The organism is Streptomyces sp. NPDC029674, assembly GCF_044903205.1.
Lineage (GTDB): Bacteria > Actinomycetota > Actinomycetes > Streptomycetales > Streptomycetaceae > Streptomyces.
In genome coordinates this window covers 24,775-44,148 of record NZ_JBJDPY010000032.1, presented here as the reverse complement: position 1 = coordinate 44,148, position 19,374 = coordinate 24,775, and the positions used below count along the sequence as shown (strand labels likewise).

The following is a 19,374-nucleotide window of genomic DNA, read 5'->3' as shown; positions in this document are numbered from 1 at the left end:
CACCAGCAAGAAAAGGAAGCACCATGGCAGCCTCGGCAAACCCCAGCTCTCCCGCAGAGCGCATCGTCATCGAGAACGCCGCGATCGCGACCGTAGACGCCCAGGACACCGAGTACGCCTCGGGGTACATCGTCGTCGCCGGGAACAGGATCGAGTCCATCGGCGCGGGCAAGGCCCCGGAAGGCCTGGAGAACGTCGTACGCCGTGTCGACGCCACCGGCCACCTCGTCACCCCCGGCCTGATCAACACGCACCACCACTTCTACCAGTGGATCACCAGGGGCCTGGCCACCGACCACAACCTGTTCAACTGGCTGGTGGCGCTGTACCCGACGTGGGCCCGCATCGACGAGCAGATGACGTACGCCGCCGCACAGGGCTCCCTCGGCATGATGGCCCGCGGCGGCGTCACCACCGCCATGGACCACCACTACGTCTTCCCCAAGGGCTCCGGCGACCTCTCCGGGTCGATCATCCGCGCCGCCTCCGAGATGGGCGTCCGCTTCACCCTGGCCCGCGGCTCCATGGACCGCAGCGAGAAGGACGGCGGTCTGCCGCCGGACTTCGCCGTGGAGACCCTGGAGGGCGCGCTCGCCGCCACCGAGGAGACCGTCAAGAAGCACCACGACGCGTCCTTCGACGCGATGACGCAGGTGGCCGTGGCCCCCTGCTCGCCGTTCTCCGTGTCGACCGAACTCATGAAGCAGGGCGCCGAGTTGGCGCGCCGCCTGGGTGTACGTCTGCACACCCACGGCAGCGAGACGGTCGAGGAAGAGAAGTTCTGCCACGAGCTCTTCGGCATGGGCCCGACCGACTACTTCGAGTCGACCGGCTGGCTCGGTGACGACGTGTGGATGGCGCACTGCGTCCACATGAACGACTCCGACATCGCCGCGTTCGCCCGCACCGGCACCGGTGTCGCGCACTGCCCGTCCTCCAACGCGCGCCTCGCGGCAGGCATCGCCCGCGTCCCCGACATGCTGAAGGCGGGCGTCCCCGTCGGCCTCGGCGTCGACGGCACCGCGTCCAACGAGTCCGGCGAACTCCACACCGAGCTGCGCAACGCGCTCCTCATCAACCGCCTCGGCGCCCACCGCGAAGCCGCCCTGAACGCCCGTCAGGCGCTGCGCCTCGGCACCTACGGCGGCGCGCAGGTCCTCGGCCGCGCCACGCAGATCGGCTCCCTGGAGGCGGGCAAGCTCGCCGACCTGGTGCTCTGGAAGGTCGACGGCATCGGGCACGCGTCGATCGCCGACCCGGTGACCGCCGTCGTCTTCGGCGCGGCGGCCCCGGTCACACTCTCCCTCGTCAACGGCAAGCCGGTCGTCGAGAACGGCCGCCTGCTGCACGCCGACGAGGACGCCATCGCCCGCTCCACGCGGGAGGAGGCGCAGCGTCTCGCGCGGATCGCCGCCGAGAGCTGAACCCGAGAACTCCGGTCAGGGGGGACGGCCCTTGACCGGACTCGAGCAGCCGAGCGGGCTGCTCGAGTGCCGCCCCGGAACGTGGCCCAAAGCTTCGCGTTCCCGGGGCGGTCAGTACTACCTGGGCGCATTCCCACAACCGAATACCGAGCAAGCCCTTGCACCACGCACCCACCCCCCACCTCCCAGAAGCGAAAAGTGCCGGCGGCCCAGCCGGTACCGGAAAACAACCGGAGGAGCCACAGTGGCCACTCAGCCCAGGTTCACCAAGCAAGGCACCACCCCGGACCCGGACACCCCGGCCCCGGACACCGAAGAGGGGTCCATACACCCGGTCGACGAGAAGCTCCCCGCTCTGAAGATGGCCACGACCGGCCTCCAGCACGTCGCCGCCATGTACGCGGGAGTCGTCGCACCGCCGCTCATCGTCGGCGCCGCGGTCGGCCTCTCCGCCAAGGAACTCACCTTCCTCACCGGCGCCTGTCTCTTCACCGCCGGCCTCGCGACGTTCCTCCAGACCCTCGGCGTCTGGAAGATCGGCGCCCGGCTGCCCTTCGTCAACGGCGTCACCTTCGCCGGTGTCGCGCCGATGCTGGCCGTCGTGGAGTCGACCGACAACAAGGACGACGCGCTGCCGCTCATCTTTGGCGCGGTGATCGTCGCGGGTGTGCTCGGCTTCATCGCCGCGCCCTTCTTCTCGAAGATGGTCCGCTTCTTCCCGCCCGTCGTGACCGGCACGGTCATCACCCTCATCGGCATCTCCCTGATGCCGGTCGCCTTCGGCTGGGCGCAGGGGCCCGTCCCCGGCGCCGACGACTACGGCTCGATGAAGAACCTCGGCCTCGCCGGCATCACGCTCGTCATCGTCCTGCTGCTGCGCCGCTTCACCACCGGCTTCGTCAAGCAGATCGCTGTCCTGCTCGGCCTGGTCATCGGCACGCTCGTCGCGATCCCGTTCGGCGTCACGGACTTCGGTCCGGTCGGCGACGCGGACATCGTGGGCTTCCCGACGCCGTTCCACTTCGGCGCCCCGCAGTTCGCGGCCGCCGCGATCGTCTCGCTCTGCGTCGTCATGGTCGTCTCGATGACGGAGTCGACGGCCGACATGCTCGCCCTCGGTGAGATCGTGGGCCGCCCCGCCGACGAGAAGACCATCGCCGCGGGCCTGCGCGCTGACTGTCTCGGCTCGGCGGTCAGCCCGCTGTTCAACGGCTTCATGTGCAGCGCCTTCGCGCAGAACATCGGCCTGGTCGCGATGACGAAGATCCGCAGCCGGTACGTCGTCGCCGCGGGCGGTGGCTTCCTCGTCCTGATGGGCCTGTGCCCGATGGCCGCCTCGCTGATCGCGGTCGTGCCGCGCCCGGTGCTCGGCGGCGCGGGCGTGGTCCTCTTCGGCTCGGTCGCGGCGAGCGGCATCCAGACGCTGGTCAAGGCGAACCTGGAGAAGGACAACAACGTGCTGATCGTGGCGGTCTCGCTGGCCGTCGGCCTGATCCCCATCGCGGCGCCGGAGTTCTACCACGCCTTCCCGGAGACCGCGAAGATCATCCTCGACTCGGGCATCTCGACGGGCTGTGTGGCCGCCGTGCTCCTGAACCTGGTCTTCAACCACATCGGCAAGGGCCGCGACGAGGACGACGTGACGGCGCCGATGGAGCCGGGCGGCGAGATCGCGCAGACCCGGGTGCCGGGCCAGGCGGTGGCGCACTGAGCCCGCTCGTCCCTCGCGCGGCCGGACCGCGCGAGGGACGGCGTCTCAACCGTCGACGTCCATGGCGTTCGGGTCCGGCGCGGCACCGGCGTCGGTGACGACCTTGATGACGTTGCCGTTCTTGTCGCACAGCTCCGCGCGGACGACGTACCCGGCCTGGATGCCCTTCCAGAAGATGACCTCCTGCTGCTGGGCGAAGGCCGTGGTCCCCAGGGTGTCCACCAGGTCGATGCCGCCGGGCGCGCTGATGACGTAACGCCATCCGCTTCCGTCCGGCTGCCGCGCCCACTCCGGCACGTATCCGCCCGGGGAACGGGTGGTGCTGACGAAACCGCTCTTCTGCAGCAGCTTCTGGTAGTGCCGCAGGCTGGCGGGCAGCTTCTCGTTCCAGGGCTTGAACCCCTTGCCGAGGATCTGGTCGGGCGTCCTGCCGTCCCACCGGTACAGGGGCTCGTTGTCCTTGCGGTAGCGCAGCGGGGGCACGGCGCGCCCCTGCTTCCTGTCCTCGCGCATCGACTTCACCTTGTTGGGGTCGATGCCGTACGTACTCTCCCCGAACCCGGCCGCGGGCTGCGGAGTCGGCGTGGTGGCACGCGGATACTTGCCCCGCTCCGCCAGGAACGACGGGTAGTCGTACTCGCCCGCCTCCGAGTCGGCGCCCCCGTCCGAGAGCTCCTCGGCGTCGGAGTACTCCAGCGGGTCGATGTCCATGGCGTCCTGGTCGGCCGCGCGCTGCACCACGGGCTGTCCGGCCTGCTGATGACCACAGCCGGCACCGTGCTGGTGCCGCTCCTGTTCCGCCGCTTGTCCGGACTTCCGCAGCATCTGTACGACGGCGGCGTTGCCCGCCCTTCCCTGGAGGGCGAGGAGCCGCTGGAGCGGGGCGTCGTCGGCGGCCGCTGTCGCGGGTCTGCGGGCGGCGGTCCGCGCTTTCGCGGCGTCGTGCTTTCCGGTGTGGTCGTGTTCGCGCAAGGGGGCTCCTCGGTCACAGAGCCACCCAGCATCGCCGGGCGGCGGTGCGCGGTGCCAGGAACCGGAGGGCAGGACCGGGGGCACTCCTCGCTGTCCACGAGGTCTTCCGGTGGGGGCTCTCAGCAGGTGGGCCGGTACGGCGCGTCGGGTATGTACGCCTGCCAGTCGCGCCGGGACAGCCCGGTGCCGGTGCGGGCACAGACGGCGGATGCCACCTGCCGGGGCGTGACGCGGTAGGACTGGCGGGGGACGCGCTCTCCCGCCGCGTACAAGGTGGCACCGTCCGGGCCGAACGCGAGGGAGAGCTGCCGGTCGCCCGGCGTGGGAAGCGCGGAGCCCAGGGCCTGGTTGGCGGTGGCGTCCCACAGCCGCAGCGTTCCCTCGGAACCGCCCACGGCCAGCACACCGCCGTCGGGGGAGAAGGCCAGGGCACTCACCGGCTCGGCGGCGTCCTGCCGTTCGCTGGTGAACGTACCGTCGAACTCGCCGACGCGGCGGCGCAGTTCACCGTCCCACAGGGCCACCCGCCCCGAGGCGTCGCCCGCGGCGAACAGCCGGCCGTCGGGGCTGAACGCGATGGCGGTCACCGAGTCCTGCCCCAGGTCCACCCGGGTCACCCGGCCGGTCCGCGGATCGGCCGTCCGCCCGCCGGCGGACACCAGCAGCCTTCCGTCGGGCCGGACGGCCAGGGCGCCGCCGCCCATCCCGCGCAGCACCTTGGTGCGGTTTCCCCGGCGTACGTCGTAGACCATGGCGTGCTCGTCGTCCTCGCGGGTGAGGAACAGGAATTTGCCCTCCGGGCTCAGCGCCATCGCGGGGACACCCGCTCCCTTCCGGCCGGGAGCCCGCAGGGCCTTCGGTGTCCTGTCGCGCCCGGCCGCGACGTCCCAGATGGCGAACCGCTCGCCCGCCGCCGAGTCCACCGGGCCCGTGCGGTAGGCGAGCGTCCGGCCGTCGGCGCTGAACGTCATGTCCTCCAGGCAGTCGTCCACGTACTCCTCGGCGCACTTCAGCCGGGGCAGCTCGCGCGCCGGACGCCCGGCGCGCGCGTCGGACAGCCGGAAGCGGGGCCCGTCGGTCTCCTGCCGCGACGTGGCGAGCAGGCGGCCGTCCGCGCCGAACGCGGCGCCGGAGACAGGCGGTTCCAGCCAGGTCGTGGTGGTGGCGCCGCGCAGGGCGACCGAGCGCACGACGCCCCCTCGCATCCGGCGCTGCGACAGATAGCGGATGCGGCGGTCGTCGAGGTCCAGACTGAGCTGGCCGACGGAGAGCGTGGTGACCGGGTACCGCAGCACCGGGTCGTCGGCGCCGGACAGCCGCCAGAGACTTATCTCGTCGGCGTCGGACGTCACGGCGAACCTGCCGTCGGAGCCGAACTCCAGGTCGGTCACCTCCGCCTGGTCGATGCCGGGCAGCGGTTTGCCCGTCCGCGCCCGCCACATCCGCACGGTGTCGGGCGTGACGGCCGCCACCGCGCGGCTGTCGGGCGTGAACCGCACCGCCGCGCACGTGTCGTCTCCCGCGCGCGGCAAGGAGCCGGGTACCGGAAGCCGCCGCGCCCGGGGCATGTCCCACACCTGGAGCGGGCGCCCGGCCGCGCAGAGCGCCACCATGCGCTCGTCCGGACTGACGACAGCCGCTTCCACCTGGCCGCCGGGAGAGGTGAAGAGAACCCGCCGGCGCACCGTGTCCCACACCCGGAGCCGCCCCGTGGCGGCGTCACCCAGGACGACGGTGCGCACGGTGGAGCCGAAGCCGAGGCTCACCGCGTCCGGCGAGCCCAGCGGGCGTCCGGCCGGCCGGCCCGCGGCGATGTCCCGGACGAGGACGCCGTCGGCCGTCTCCACCAGCAGCCCGCGCGCGTCGGGGCTGAGATGCGTGGCCGAACCGACGTGGTCGCCGAGGCCCGGGTACGTCCCCGTCCTGCGTTTGGTCCGCACGTCCCACTTCGTCACATGAGCGCGGTCGGCGACGACCAGGGTGCGCCCGTCCCGGCTCATGAACTGCTGGGAGTCCAGGCTCTCGGGCACCGTGAGGACGTCCTCCTCCGGCTGGGTGTGGGCGCCCATGAGCCCCGCGCGGGTCTCCGGGGTGTCGGCCACCCGCCAGGCGGCGACGCTCAGCCGCATGGCCGTGACGGGGTCGGAGAAACGCATGCCGTTCGCCAGCGCGCTGACCTTGCGGGCGACGGCCTCGGTCCTGCGCCTCTCGCTCGTGCGGTTCTGCTGCCAGGCGGCCACCCCCGCCACGAGCGCCAGGACCAGCAGGACGGACAGCGTCGCCAGCAGGGACCGGCGGCGGCGGCGTTCCCCGGAGCGGGCGGCGACCGCGGCTTCCAGGAAGGAACGCTCGTGCCCGGTCAGCGCGACGTCGCCGTCCTTCCCTGCGAACGCCTCCTCCACGGCGGTCAGCCGGTTGCCCCGGTACAGGGCCCCGGTGTCGCGCCCGCTCTCCTCCCACACGTTCGCCGCGTCCGTCAGGCGACGGTGCAGCCCCAACTGCTCGCGGTGTTCCTCCACCCAGCCGCTCAGCCGGGGCCAGGCCGTGATCAGCGCCTCGTGGGCCAGCACGACCGAGGACTCCTCCAGGGTGATCAGCCGGGCGCGTGCCAGACGTTCCAGGACCCGGGCGGCGCCGGGGTCCACCGCGAGGAGTTCGGCGCGCCCCGCGGGGCGCCGGGTGTCCGGCGCCCCCTCGCCCGGGGTGATCAGACGCAGCAGGAGATGCCGCGCGAGAGCGGCCTCGTCCGGCGTGAGCCGCGCGTAGACCTCCTCACCCGTGCGGGCGATGGCACCCCGCAGGCCGCCTGCCGCCTCGTAGGACGACTCGGTCAGCGCCCGGCCCTTGCGCCGCCGCCACGTTTCGAGCAGCGCGTGTGACAGCAGCGGCAGACCGCCCGGTTCGTCGGTGACCTCGGTGAGGAGCCTGGCGGTCAGCGCCCGTTCGACGAGGGCTCCCCGGGTGGCCGCAGGCCCGACGATGGCCTGACGCAGCTCTTCCCGGCTCATGGGTCCCACCAGCAGGCTGCTTCCCGGCAGGGCCGCGGCGAGCGCGCGGTGCTCGGCGCACCGGCCGTAGAAGTCGGCCCGTACGGCGATGACGACGCGCAGCCGGCTGTCCGGCCGCCGGGCGGTCAGCAGCCGGTCGATGAACCCTGCCCGTTCCTCGTGGCTCCGGCACAGGGTGAAGGTCTCCTCGAACTGGTCGATCACGACGACGGTGTCGCGATCGCCGTCCGCCGGGGAGAGCGCCGCCGCGTGCGTGGTCAGGGGGTGCGCGCCGGGGGTGAGGATGCGGATGGCCGCGGGACGCCGGTGCGGCTCCTCGGTGTCCTGGAGGGCGGGGATCAGCCCCGCTCGCAACAGGGAGGACTTGCCGCTGCCGGAGGCTCCTACGAGCGCGGCGAACCGGTTCTCCCGCACGACGCCGAGCAGTTCCGCGGTCAGTTGCCCGCGGCCGAAGAACTTCTCCCGGTCGCCCGGTTCGAACCGGGCCAGGCCGAGGTAGGGCGCGGGCTCGTCGTCCGCGGCGGAAGGCACGGCGGCGGCTTCCGCTCCGGCCTCGTGCCAGCGCCGCTCCCACTTCGTCTCGTCGCCGCCGCAGGCTGCCACATAGGCCCGCAGGACCGGCAGCGACGGCAGCCGTTCTCCGGATGCCGCCTGCGCCAAGGTGGTGGCCGAGTACCCGGCCTGTGCGGCCATCGTCCGGTAGGTCGGGCCGCCCGCGTCGCGGCGGAGCGCGCGCAGCTCGTACGCGAAGCGCTGCACGGGCCCCGCGTCCGGGTCCAGCGGAGTCTCCCGACGCCCCACGGTTTCCTCCCCCGAATGCGCGGTGGCCCGCGCCAAGGTACGCGGGGCCGTGGTGCACGGCAATGCGCCCCGACAGGCGGGGGTTTTCTTCGGCCACCCCCTGCGACCGGCGGTGTTCGTATTGTCCGGAGTGATCGCGGGGGGCTGCCTGACAACGCGGCGGCGGCTGCAATCGAGTCATCGGCCAGGGACCGGCCGGTGCGCGGGGGTTCTCGCCCCGGCGCCTCGGCCGTCCCGGAGGCCGGGCTCATGACAGCGATCGGACAGCCCCTCTCGGGGCTCAGACGGGGGGAAATACTCCATGAATCTCAAGCAAGCGATCGGCGTGGCCGCAGGGGCAGTCGTGGCGGCCGTCACGCTGACCACCGCCGCGGTGGCCGAGCCGGGCAACCTGCCCGAGAAAGGGGCCGCGGTGACGCGGAGCGCCGCGGCGGACACGAGGACGGGGCCGGCGGCCGGAGGGTTCACCCTCACGGGCAACTGGCCGCCGCCGTCCACGGCCGAGGCGAACAACTGGCCGCCGCCGTCCACGGCGGAGGCGGGCAACTGGCCGCCGCTCGGGGCCACATACGCGGGTAACTGGCCGCCGCCGTCCACGGTCGAGGCAGGCAACTGGCCGCCGCCGGGGGCCACATACGCGGGTAACTGGCCGCCGCCCGGGGCCACATACGCGGGTAACTGGCCGCCGCCGTCCACGGCCGAGGCGAACAACTGGCCGCCGCCCGGGGCCGCACACGCGGGCAACTGGCCGCCGCCCCTGACTGTCACCACACCCAACTGGCCGCCGCCGCGAGCGGCCACCGGAGTCGGTGCTTGACACCGGATCGTCGAGTGGCGCCCCCGTCGTCAGGAGCTGCCGACGGGGGCGAGCAGGGCACGGACGTGAGCGGCCTCGGGGCTCCCGGTGCGTTCCAGCAGGGGCAGCGCCTCCTGCCAGCAGCGGTGCGCACGCTCCCGCTGGCCGAGCCGGCGCAGCGCCCGGGCGAGCAGGGACAGCACACCGGCGAGCCGCCGGTCGCCGCCGATGTCGCGCAGCATGGCGAGGGCGCGTTCGGCGTGCGCGGCGGCCAGGTGCGCACGCGAGGCGGCCAGGTGGGCGGCGCCGATGCGGAAGTGCGTCATGCCGATCCAGTAGGGCTGTCTGCTCTCCTGGAACATCGCGAGGCCCTGGAGGAACCGTTCCAGCGCCTCGTCGTAGCGGCCCGCTTCGTGGAGGGCGAGGCCGAGGGCGTAGTAGCCGTTGGCGAGTCGCAGGGTGGCACCGAGTTCGCGCCACATGGCCACCGACTGCTCGGACGCCGCGATCGCGCGCTCGGTCTGCCCGAGGCCCAGCTGGGCCCGGCCCAGGTTCATGAGCATGGCCGTCTCGCCGTAGCGGTTGCCGTCGGCCCTGAAGGCTTCGAGGGCCTGGGTGAAGCAGGCGGCGGCGCTCTGGTGGTGGCCGTGGAAGACGGCGAGCAGGCCCAGCAGGTTGGGTGCGTAGCCGAGCGTGAGCGCGTCGCCGGCGGCGGCGCCGAGGGCGTGGGCGCGCTCGGCCTCCTCGCGCGCTCGCTCCGCGCGGCCCGCCAAGTGGTGCACTTGGCCGAGAACCACCCTGGCCCGCCCCTCGGTGCGCGGATCGCCGGCGCGCCGCGCCTCCTCGGCCACGGCCGACGCCGCCGACGCGTATGTCTGCCGGTAGGCGCCCGACTCCATGAGGTCCTGTGTCACCAGCAGCACATCGGCGGCCATGGGAACCAGCGTCGGCTCCGCCGCGCACTGGCGGACGGTGGCGAGCAGAGCGGGCCCCTCGGAGAACAGCCAGTCCAGGGCCTGTTGGCGGTCGTCGAAGGGCAGGGCCCGGCGGGCGGTGGGCGCCAGGTGTTCCACCAGCCTGTCCCCCGGATTCTCCAGCGCGTACGCGTGGCAGGCCGTGGACAGGTAGAAGCCGAGCAGGCGGGACAGTACGGCCCGCCGGCCCCCGCCCGGGTCCTCGCGTGCGGCGCGCTCGCGTGCGAACAGCCGCAGCAGGTCGTGGTACTGGTAACGGGCCGGGGCCGCGGAGTCCAGCAGCCCGGTGTCGACCAGGGACTCCAGCAGCCGCTCGCTCGTGTCCTCGTCCTCGTCCAGTACGGCGGTGGCCGCGGCGAGGGAGATGTCGAGGCCGTCCGGGAGCGCGAGCAGCCGGAAGGCCCGGGCCTGCGCGGGCTCCAACTGGCCGTAGCCCAGCTCGAAGGTGGCGTCCACGGCGAGGTCGCCCAGGCGCAGCTGGTCGAGTCTGCGGCGTTCGTCGGCGAGCCGCCCGGCCAGGGTGGAGACCGCCCAGGCGGGGCGGGCGACCAGGCGTGCGGCGGCGATACGGATCGCCAGCGGGAGGTAGCCGCAGGCGGCGACGGTCGCACGGCAGGCGTCCCGCTCGGCCTCGGCGCGGGGGCTGCCGACGATGCGCGTGAACAGGACGAGGGCGTCCTGCTCGCTCATGACGTCGAGGTCGAGCACCTGGGCGCCGGGGGTGGCGACCAGCCGGGCGCGGCTCGTGATCAGCACGGCGCAGCCCGGGGCGCCGGGCAGCAGCGGGCGCACCTGGGCCTCGCCGTGCGCGTTGTCGAGGAGCACGAGGACCCGGCGTCCGGCCAGGGTGGACCGGTACAGCGCCGACCGTTCCTCATGCCCGTCGGGAAGGGCGGAGTCGGGGATGCCGAGAGCGCGCAGGAAAGCGGCCAGTACGTCGTGGGGCCTGGCCGGCCGGGCGCTCTGGCCGAGAAGATCCACGTAGAGCTGCCCGTCGGGAAAGTGGCCGCGGACGGCATGGGCCACCCGTACCGCGAGCGTGGTCTTGCCGACGCCGCCGAGTCCGCGCACCGAGGCGATGGTCATCACCCGGCCCGGGTCGCGCAGCAGCTCATTCCGCAGGTGGGCGGCCGCGGCGGCCCGGCCGGTGAAGTCGGCCAGCTCGGCGGGGAGTTGTGCCAAGTGTGCGGCTCGTCGCGGCGGCTCGTCCTCGCCGCCGGCACCGGGGGGCGCGGCGAGGCCGGGGTCCGCGCGCAGGACACGCTGGTGCAGTGCCCGCAGTTCGGGGCCGGGGCCGACGCCGAGTTCCTCGTCGAGCATGCGGTGGGTGTCGGCGTACACGCCCAGTGCCTCGCCCTGGCGTCCGCCTCGGTAGAGCGCCAGCATCAGCAGGGCGCGCAGGCCTTCGCGCAGCGGGTGCTCGGCGGTGAGCGCGGTCAGCTCGGAGGCGGCGTCGAGGTGCGCGCCGAGCTCCAGGTCGAGGGAGAGGCGCTGTTCGAGCAGGGCCAGACGCCATTCGGCGAGGCGCGAGCGCTGGGCGTCGGCGAACGGGCCCGGTACGCCGCCCAGGGGTTCCCCGTGCCACAGCGCCAGCGCGTCGCGCAGCGCCCGCCGTGCGCGGTGCGGGTCATGTGCGGCACGGGCCTCGGCCGCCCGGGCCTCGTACTTCTCGCACACGGCCAGGTCGAGCGCGCCGTCCGGTGGGGCGATCGCGTATCCCCCGGCCTCGGAGGCGAGGGTGTGGCGGCCGATGGTCTTGCGCAGGCGGGAGGCGTAGGTGCGCAGGGCGGCCAGAGCCTGGTCCGGGGGTTCCTGTCCCCAGATGGCGTCGATGAGTTCGCCCGCCGTCGCCGTGTGTCCGGCCCGCAGCAGCAGCGCGGTCAGCAGAGCCCGTTCCTGGGGGCGGCCCTCGGGCAGTGCCTGCGCCCCGCGCCACACACGGACGGGGCCGAGCACCTGGAAACGCAGTTGGGGCGCGGCACCGCCCTGCGCGGGAGTCCCGCCCGAGCCGGTCGGCGGGTGGCGGTGGGCGGGCAGCGTGAAGCCGAGCTGGTCCAGCGGCATGCCGAACATCTCCTCGAGCACCCGCTGGCTGGAGGGGCGCGGGCAGGGCGGATCGGGCTGCCGCCAGCGGTGCAGCTGCCGGGCGGTGAGCCGCGGCGGCTCACCGAGCCGCCGCGCCGTGGCGTCGTACACCCTGATGAACACCGCCGGCTGCTGCCACTGGCGCAGCGCGCACAGCCGGGTGAAGACCGACTGCCGTATCGCCATGTCCGCCTCCGGGATCTTCCTCTCCGGCCCAGCGGCTCAACCTAGCGGCCGCGGGGGCGCAAACACAGGTGTCCTACCGGACGAAAAGTCCGGCCGGAAGTCCGGTCGAAAGTCCGGCGGCGCGGCCGCGGCACGGCTCCCGGGCCTCGTGGACGCGGTCAGCGGACGGACAGCGCGCGGAGGCGGCCTGGTGAGCTCGCCGGTGTTGACTTTTTCTCGTCCGGCACATCGGTGCAAAGGAGAGGACGAGAACATGACGGCACGCATTTCCACGCGGCTGGCGCTGGTATCGGGTGCGACGCTGCTGGGCGGAGGTCTCGCGTTCGCCCCCGCGGCCGAAGCGGCACCCCAGCCCGCGGCACAGACGTCGGCCAAGGTGTCCGCGCCGGCCGCCGCGGGTCCGGCCGCCGCTCCGGCCGGCTGTCCGCGTGAGTACTACTGCGTCTATCTGCACGCGAACTACCGGGGCGAGGACTACTTCTTCAAGGACGACAACAGGTCGTGGTCGGGCTACGCCATCTTCAACAACGACTCCTCCTCGTGGAACAACGGCACTTCGGGACTGGGAGTGGCCCTCTACGGCGACGAGAACTACGCCCGCAAGCTGGGCTGTCTGCCCCGCGGACAGGGCTGGACCCAGCACCGGCCGAACGACGACGGCGAGAGCAACAAGTGGATGCGGTGCTGACGGTCTCGCCCACCGGTACCGTCCCGGCCCGCTGAGCAGCACCACGGCCCGCTGAGCGGCACCGCCCCCGGGGCCGGGCGCGTCACGCGTACGTGCCCGGCCCCCGCCGGCCCATCCGAACCACTCCCGCTCACCAGGGCGTGCCCCACCGGAGGTTCCCATGCAGCGAGTTGTGACCCCCCGCCGGGCGGCGGCCGCCGGATGCCTGGCGCTGCTGCTCGTGACCTCGTGCTCCGCACAGCAGGACGCCGCCCCGCCGCGCTCCGCCCGGCACGCGCGGCCGGCCGTCCTGGACAAGGCGGCCCTCGCGCGCATCGAAGGCACCGAGGCGCAGCGCAAGCGGCTCCACGACGCGCAGGAACGGCTCATCGTGCGCTGCATGGCAGACCGGGGCTTCCGCTACCGGTCCCAGCCCTGGTTCGTGCCCCGTACGCCCGGCGAGGACGACCCGCGCCGGGGGGACCAGGTCGAGCGACGCCGCCAGGTCGGCTACCAGGCCGCCGCGCACCTGCGGAAGCCACGGCTCCCCGCGGACCCCAACGCCGCCTACCTGCGGTCCCTGACCGCGGCGAAGCGCACCGCGTACACCGCGGCGCTCTACGGCACGCTGGGGCACAAGGTCCTGGCCGAACTCCCCGACGGCAGCGAGACGTTCATGTACACCGACGGCTGCAACGCGCGGGCGCTGCAGCGCCTTTACGGGGACCTGAAGGTGTGGATGCGGGCGCAGATGGTGGCGACCAACCTCGACGGGGAGATCGACGGCAGGCTCCTGGAGGACAAACGGGTCACGGCGCTCGACGCCCCCTGGAGCCGGTGCATGGCAGCCGCCGGGTACCGCTACCGCAATACGTCCGAGGCGCGGTCAGCGGTCTTCGACGGTTACGACAAGGCGTTGCGGAAGAAGTCCGCGCGCGGCGAGGCAGCGGCGAAGCGACGCGAGAGGGTGGTGGCCGTCGCCGACGCCACCTGCGACGCGTCCGTCGGCAGGGCCGAACTCGTCCGCTCGCTCGACCGGCACTACCGCGAACAGGTCGCCGACGACCGTGCCCGGGAGATCGCCGCCTACCGGTCCCTGCGCGCGAAGGCGTTGCGGACCTACGGGACTTCGTAGGCGGTGACGCGCCGCGGCAGCGGCACCGTGGTCACCGCGCCTCCCGCGTTCTCGTCGTCCGTGCCCAGCAGCAGCGACCGCGTCCCCGGGACGTACTCGACCGCCTCGATCTTGCGGCCCTCGAACTTGCGCAGGACGTCGGGGCACTTGGCGGCCGAGAGGCGCACCTTGCCGGTGCGGTTCACCGTCAGGGTGCCCGCGTCGTTCACGGCGGAGTCGAAGGGGCCGTCGTCGCCGGCGTCCGAGGCGGAGCTGACGAGGAGGCGGCCGGTGTCCGTGACGGTGATGTCGGAGGCGTGCCGGACGTTGCCCGACGGGTACGCGGCGCGGAGGCGGGCCGTGCTGACCGGGCCGAAGTCGGCCTCGCCGTACTTGTTGAAGGAGAAGGGCGCCGCGCGCAGCGTCGACGGGCGGTCCTTGCCCGCGCCCCGGTCGGCCCAGACGGCCGCCAGCTTCCCGTGCCGCGAGGTCAGCGCGAAGCTCTCGTAATCGTCGCCGTCGGCGATGGCGGGGAGCGGGGAGGTGTCCAGGACCCGGGCTTCGCCTCCCCTCACCTTCAGGTGGTAGAGGAGGCCGCGGCTCGCCAGGGCCACGTACTCGCCGGAGGTGCCGGGCACCGCCTCGATGGCCTCCAGGTCTATGGGCTCGGCGGTGCCCGTCCAGGTGAGCGGTTCGACGGCGGCGGAGCGGCCGGGGCGGTAGGTGAGGGCGGCGAGGCGGTTCTGGCCCGGCTTCTTGTTGTCGCGTACGACGACGGCGTGCGTCGCGCCGTCAGCCCGGCCGGTGACGGCGAGGCCGCTGATGCCCGAGGTGATGCTGTCACCGGCCCGCTGCCAGCCACCGGGGGCCGGGGCTGCCGGGGCGGCGGCCGTCGTGAGGAGCGTGGCGGCGGTAGCGGCCGCGGTGGCGAGCACGGTCGTACGGAAGAGCATGGGGATCTTTCACCTCGGTGCGGGTTGACGCGCGTAGACGGGGAGTTGGCCGGGACCGTACCCACTTCAACCTTGTGGAGGCAAGGGGTGTGCGTGCGGGGGGTGGCAGCCGGGGAGGACCGGCTGCCACCGCTCGGTCTCTCTCGCGGCTCAGCCGATGTGGTACGGGTCCCCGTAGACCTTCCAGTCCAGCGGCGGGTCCAGGTTGAGGTTCCGCTTCTTCAGGAAGACCCGCTGCGCGGTGTCGACCCGGCTGGTGTCCTCGTGGGCCTCCTCCTGCTTCATCGCCCAGACGCGCGCGTCGAGGAACGCGTTCAGGTACGTCACCTCGTCGCCGCCCTGGGCCGGCGGCTTGGCCGAACGCAGGGCGCGCTTGCGGATGTTGCGGAAGCTGGTGGAGTCGCTGCCGTCGCCGTGCATGACGATCGCGTCGTAGTAGCAGAACTGGCCGAGGACGCCTATGCCGTCCGCCTTGCCCTGCTTGACCGACGGGTTGAAGTAGACGCGGTCGCGCTCGCTGTCCTGCGCCTTGCGGAAGGCGGCATCCGTGTCGGCGGCCCGCTCCCAGTCACGGGTGAAGTTCGGGTCGAGGCCTTCGTGCGAGTCGGTGCCGTCGACCCTGCGCAGGGCCGGGAGGTACTTGGCGAGTACGTTCCCGGGCTTGCGCTGCGTGTAGAGCTCGACGAGGTCGAGCATGTCGCCGGTGCCGGAGCAGAAGCCGATGATGCCTGCGGTGTAGCCGCGGCCGTCGTCGATGTCCTCGATGTAGCGGTACTGCTTCTTCCACTCCAGCGAGGAGTTCTCCGCGCTGCAGACGATCTGCATCGCGATCTCCTTCTTCGCCGGGTCGTCGAGCCCGCCGGCCGTGATCAGGCGGGAGGCCGGGGCCGCGCCCGCCGACCCGACGGCGAGGAGCGGGCCCGCCACGGCCGCCGCTCCGGCGAAGGCGAGCAGCGTGCGGCGGGAGGTGCGGGTGCGTGTGTGGGGGGTCTCCATGAGGGCCTCCAGATAAGGAAGTTCACCGTACGGATGGGGGACTGCTTCGTTCCATGGGGGACTGCTTCGTTCCGCGTACTGTTAGGAAGGTTTCCTACCAGAGATTCGCCATGACGTATACCCGTCAAGCACGGGGAGCGGGTGGCCGTCGAATGGCCGGACATCGCCCTGTCCGCGGAACCCGCCCGTCCGTACGCTCCCCCTCGCTCACGCAATCCGCTCCACGCACCACAGGCACTTCTCCAACCTCCCTCCTCAGCAATGGAACGGAGAATCATGGCCGGTGCACTGCTGCTGGGCGGCGCCCTCGCGGCGCTGTTCGGTTCGACGCTCCCCGCGCAGGACACGACCGCGATCCAGGAACCCCCGCCCGACAAGATCGTGATCGAGGTCGCCACGGTGAACGGCTCGGGCTGCCCCCTCGGCACCGCGGCCGTCGCGGTCTCCGAGGACAACACGGCGTTCACCGTGACCTACAGCGACTACCTCGCCCGGACGGGCGGCGGCGCGGACCCCACCGCGTTCCGCAAGAACTGCCAGCTCAACCTCGTCGTGCACGTCCCGCAGGGCTTCACCTACGCGATCGCCAGCGCGGACTACCGCGGCTACGCCTCGCTCCAGCCCGGCGCCAAGGGCACGGAGAAGGCCTCGTACTACTTCCAGGGCTCCCCGCAGACGGCGTCCATCAGCCATGAGTTCAAGGGCGCCTACCACGACAACTGGCAGGCCACGGACGAGACGGACTGGGCGCAGCTCGTCTGGGCGCCGTGCGGCAAGCGGCGGAACTTCAACATCAACACGGAGTTGCGCGTCGACGCGGGGACGTCCGATCCGGCGAAGTCCAGCTTCATGACGATGGACTCCACGGACGGGGACATCAGCACGGTGTACCACATGGCGTGGAAGGAGTGTCCCCGCGCCTAGGGCCTGTCCGGCGGATCAGGTCGCGGTCAGGTGGCGGTCACATTTCGGTGCAGGTGAGCGGGGTCTGGTGCGTCGAGATGCAAGGCGGAGGAGGGCGGCAACGCGGAGCGTTGACAACCGACGACAACGCCGCAGGTCGGCGTGCCAGGGCTCGCGACCCGTGACATGATCCGCCGGACAGGCCCTAGTCCCCACCGGGGCGGGGCGCCGCTGTGCGTCGGGGCTGCGGGTGTGCTGTGGCTGAGCGCGCAGTTCCCCGCGCCCCTGAGGGAGCCGACGGCAGCGCCCCGTCAGGGGCGCGGGGAACTGCGCGACAAGCCACATCACACCCGCAGAGCCGCCAGACGCACCAGCCCCCCACCCCGAGGGCCCTACGGTGCCCCAAGACGGTCCCGCACCCGGGTGGCGATCTCGTACAAGTCCCCCGTGGGACGGACCCGCAGCGGCCCGGGGTCGCGAATCCACGCCTCCTCGACCTCGAACCAGTCGATCTTCCCGGGGGCACGGTTCTCCGAGAGCGCGGACCGCAGTTCCGCGAAATACCGTTCCCAGCGCAGCCGGTACAGGCCGCCGACGAGCCCCGCCCACTCGCGGTTCGCGTAGTCGCGCAGGCCGGCGTCGGCGCCGGAGCGGGTGCCCCAGACCGTCAGCAGGGAGAGCTGGTCGTAGGCGAGGCGGTCGCGTTCCTCGGCGTCGGCGCCCCACCGGCGGGCGTCCGCGATCCAGCGGCCCAGCAGGTGGCGGGGATCGGTCGCCAGCAGGCGGTCGAGCAGCTCCATCAGTCCGAGCCACTCGCGGGTGAGCCGGTCGAAGCGGCCGGCGTCCCCGGCGTCGTACGCCTTCTTGATGCGCGGCAGCAGGACGCGGCTGCGGTTGGAGAGGGCCTGCCGGGCGACGTCGAGGAGGTCGTTGCGGTACGCGGAGGAGCGCCGCAACCCGCGCCGCACGGCGAGGAGTTCGCCGAGGGCGGGCTCCAGCTTCGCCGGTGCGTAACGCATCTTCTTCGGTGACCAGGCCGCCGCCGACCGCGCCGCGAGGTCGGGCCGGGCCCCGAAGAGGCCGTCGGCGCCCTCGGCCCATCTGTCGGCGCGGGTCGTGCCGTACGCGGTGCGGCGCAGCACGTCCCAGGCGGCCGTGGCGTGCCGGTCGGGGGCTCCGTACCGGCTGGTCGCCCACTCGGCGAACCAGGCCTTCAGGTCCAGGTCGCCCTCGCGCCACGCGAGTTCCGAGAAGAGCTCGAAGGCGGCCGGGTTGTTGTCGGCGGCTTCCGGCATGAGCGCGATACCGCGCAGGGTGCTGCCCTTCTTGGTGCGCCACTTCTCGTACAGCTGGGCCCAGTCGGGGGTGTTGGCGCCGAGCGTCGTGTGGCCGCCGAAGTTCCAGATGGAACCGAAGGCGTACGGCGTGGAGCCCCAGTCGGCCTCGCGGTCGGTGATGTTCGGGAAGCGGTCGGAGAGGCCGTCGACGACGAGCATCCGCTCCTTGTCGACGGCGTCGGGGATGGCCTTCGGCGGGTTGTGCTGCCAGCCGAGGATCACCCAGGTGGCGCCGGGGTGCGCGGCTCGCAGCGCCTTCTCGACGCCCTTGGCGGCATCGCCGACGGGTACGTCGCCGGGCTTTCCGCCCTCGTGGAGGAGGTCCATCTTGTACATCGTGGACGGGCCGAACAGCTCGTCCTGCGCGCGGTAGAACGCCGCGGCCACGCGCGCGAAATGGCCGGTGCGCGGATCCAGCCAGTCCGGCCGGGCGAAGCCCACCCAGTCGCCCTGCGGGACGGTCCTCGCGCCCGGATTCTTCTCCTCGAAGTCCGGCGGCACGGTCCCGAAGTAGCCCGGCAGGACGGGCGTCATGCCCAGCTCCCTGAGCCGGTCGCAGATGCGGCGGCCCAGGCGGGCGCGGGCGTCGAGCAGCTGCCGGGAGACCGGGTGCGGGAACGACGACATGTTCTGCAGGAGCCACCACGGCTGGTGGGCCGGGGCGGGCACCCAGGCGCGCAGCTCGACGTCCGAGTACCCGAACTCCTGGAAGGCGCGGTGGTAGACGGCGTCCGCACCCGTGTACACGAGCACTTCGTTGTAGCCGTGCAGTGCGAGCACGTCGATCTCGCGCTCCCAGTACGCCCAGTCGTTGTAGGCCCCCGTATAGCCGTCGTTGGTGTCGTTCAGGACGAAGCGGTGCGGGGTGTTGGCCTCGCCGGTGAGGGGCGAGGCGGGGGCGGGGAGCCGCTTCGGGAGATGATCGGTCCGGCTGCCCGCCCAGGTGATGTTGGCGCGTGTCACGTGCTTCAAGTAGTGGCGCAGTCCGGCGAGTTGCGTGGCGGGGCCGGTCGCGGTGACGGTGATGCGGCCGCGGCGCCCCGCCACCTGGAAGGAGTCCTCGGCGCCCGCCTTCTTGGGGACGGTCCTGAAGACGAGCTGGTCCCAGTGGCGGGGGAGCAGCCGCCGGGCGGCGTCGGCGGCGGCGGTGCCGCGCGGGGCGGGCACGTGCGGGGTCCCGTCCCGGCCGGGCGCGCCGTCGGTGGTGGCGCCGTCGGCGGGCGAGCCGGAACAGGCGACAGCGGTGACACCGGCCGTACCGGCGAGTCCGGCGAGGAAGGTGCGGCGGGGGAGGGGCAGCGGCATACGTACTCCGTCGGTCGGGCGGGGGAGCGGGCGCGCGGTGCGGTGCGACGTGGTGCGGTGCGACGTGGTGCGGTGCGGTGGGTGCCGAGGGGTTCTTTCCCCGGCAGCCCTCGGGTCAACGGGGGAGGCGGCACCTGAATGC

The 19,374-nt window shown here is 72.8% G+C and carries 12 protein-coding genes; 6 read left to right on the top strand and 6 right to left on the bottom strand.

The genetic code is table 11. From position 1 onward, the window contains the following. Positions 1 to 23: 23 nt before the first annotated feature. Together ACI2L3_RS39010 and ACI2L3_RS39005 are read left to right on the top strand one after the other, a co-directional pair. On the top strand, positions 24 to 1,424 hold the full coding sequence (locus tag ACI2L3_RS39010) for an 8-oxoguanine deaminase (RefSeq protein ID WP_404757222.1): 1,401 nt from the start codon (positions 24 to 26) through the stop codon (positions 1,422 to 1,424). A 361-nt stretch (positions 1,425 to 1,785) separates the two neighbouring features. After that, complete coding sequence (locus ACI2L3_RS39005) at positions 1,786 to 3,135, top strand: nucleobase:cation symporter-2 family protein (protein WP_404757240.1); 1,350 nt, start codon at positions 1,786 to 1,788, stop codon at positions 3,133 to 3,135. Positions 3,136 to 3,180: 45 nt separating this feature from the next. On the opposite strand, the gene ACI2L3_RS39000 is transcribed toward ACI2L3_RS39005, so the two are convergent. Beyond that, positions 3,181 to 4,107, bottom strand: coding sequence for a hypothetical protein (locus ACI2L3_RS39000; RefSeq protein WP_404757221.1), 927 nt, complete (start codon positions 4,105 to 4,107; stop codon positions 3,181 to 3,183). Positions 4,108 to 4,226: 119 nt separating this feature from the next. After that, positions 4,227 to 7,916, bottom strand: coding sequence for a hypothetical protein (locus ACI2L3_RS38995; protein ID WP_404757220.1), 3,690 nt, complete (start codon positions 7,914 to 7,916; stop codon positions 4,227 to 4,229). A 301-nt stretch (positions 7,917 to 8,217) separates the two neighbouring features. Between ACI2L3_RS38995 and ACI2L3_RS38990 the strand changes: the two genes are divergently transcribed. Then, on the top strand, positions 8,218 to 8,733 hold the full coding sequence (locus tag ACI2L3_RS38990; RefSeq protein ID WP_404757219.1) for a hypothetical protein: 516 nt from the start codon (positions 8,218 to 8,220) through the stop codon (positions 8,731 to 8,733). Positions 8,734 to 8,762: 29 nt separating this feature from the next. Here ACI2L3_RS38990 and ACI2L3_RS38985 read toward each other — a convergent pair whose 3' ends face one another. Continuing rightward, positions 8,763 to 11,957, bottom strand: a complete 3,195-nt coding sequence (locus ACI2L3_RS38985; RefSeq protein ID WP_404757218.1) for a BTAD domain-containing putative transcriptional regulator — start codon at positions 11,955 to 11,957, stop codon at positions 8,763 to 8,765. Between the two features lie 253 nt (positions 11,958 to 12,210). Between ACI2L3_RS38985 and ACI2L3_RS38980 the strand changes: the two genes are divergently transcribed. Then, entirely contained in the window at positions 12,211 to 12,645 is a 435-nt protein-coding gene (locus ACI2L3_RS38980; RefSeq protein ID WP_404757217.1) for a peptidase inhibitor family I36 protein, read from the top strand. Between the two features lie 160 nt (positions 12,646 to 12,805). Further along, positions 12,806 to 13,759, top strand: a complete 954-nt coding sequence (locus ACI2L3_RS38975; RefSeq protein ID WP_404757216.1) for a hypothetical protein — start codon at positions 12,806 to 12,808, stop codon at positions 13,757 to 13,759. Here the strand turns inward: ACI2L3_RS38975 and ACI2L3_RS38970 are convergent. Next, a complete protein-coding gene (locus ACI2L3_RS38970; protein ID WP_404757215.1) occupies positions 13,744 to 14,691 on the bottom strand; it encodes a hypothetical protein in 948 nt (315 codons plus the stop codon). The two genes, ACI2L3_RS38975 and ACI2L3_RS38970, sit on opposite strands and share 16 nt — an antisense overlap. 150 nt (positions 14,692 to 14,841) lie before the next feature. Then, positions 14,842 to 15,687, bottom strand: a complete 846-nt coding sequence (locus ACI2L3_RS38965; RefSeq protein WP_404757214.1) for a chitosanase — start codon at positions 15,685 to 15,687, stop codon at positions 14,842 to 14,844. A gap of 276 nt (positions 15,688 to 15,963) precedes the next feature. On the opposite strand from ACI2L3_RS38965, the gene ACI2L3_RS38960 reads away from it, so the two are divergent. Next, the gene (locus ACI2L3_RS38960; RefSeq protein WP_404757213.1) at positions 15,964 to 16,611 is read left to right on the top strand and encodes a DUF4360 domain-containing protein; all 648 of its coding nucleotides are present in this window, start codon (positions 15,964 to 15,966) and stop codon (positions 16,609 to 16,611) included. Between the two features lie 371 nt (positions 16,612 to 16,982). On the opposite strand, the gene ACI2L3_RS38955 is transcribed toward ACI2L3_RS38960, so the two are convergent. Further along, complete coding sequence (locus ACI2L3_RS38955; RefSeq protein WP_404757239.1) at positions 16,983 to 19,226, bottom strand: alpha-N-acetylglucosaminidase; 2,244 nt, start codon at positions 19,224 to 19,226, stop codon at positions 16,983 to 16,985. Positions 19,227 to 19,374: the final 148 nt, after the last annotated feature.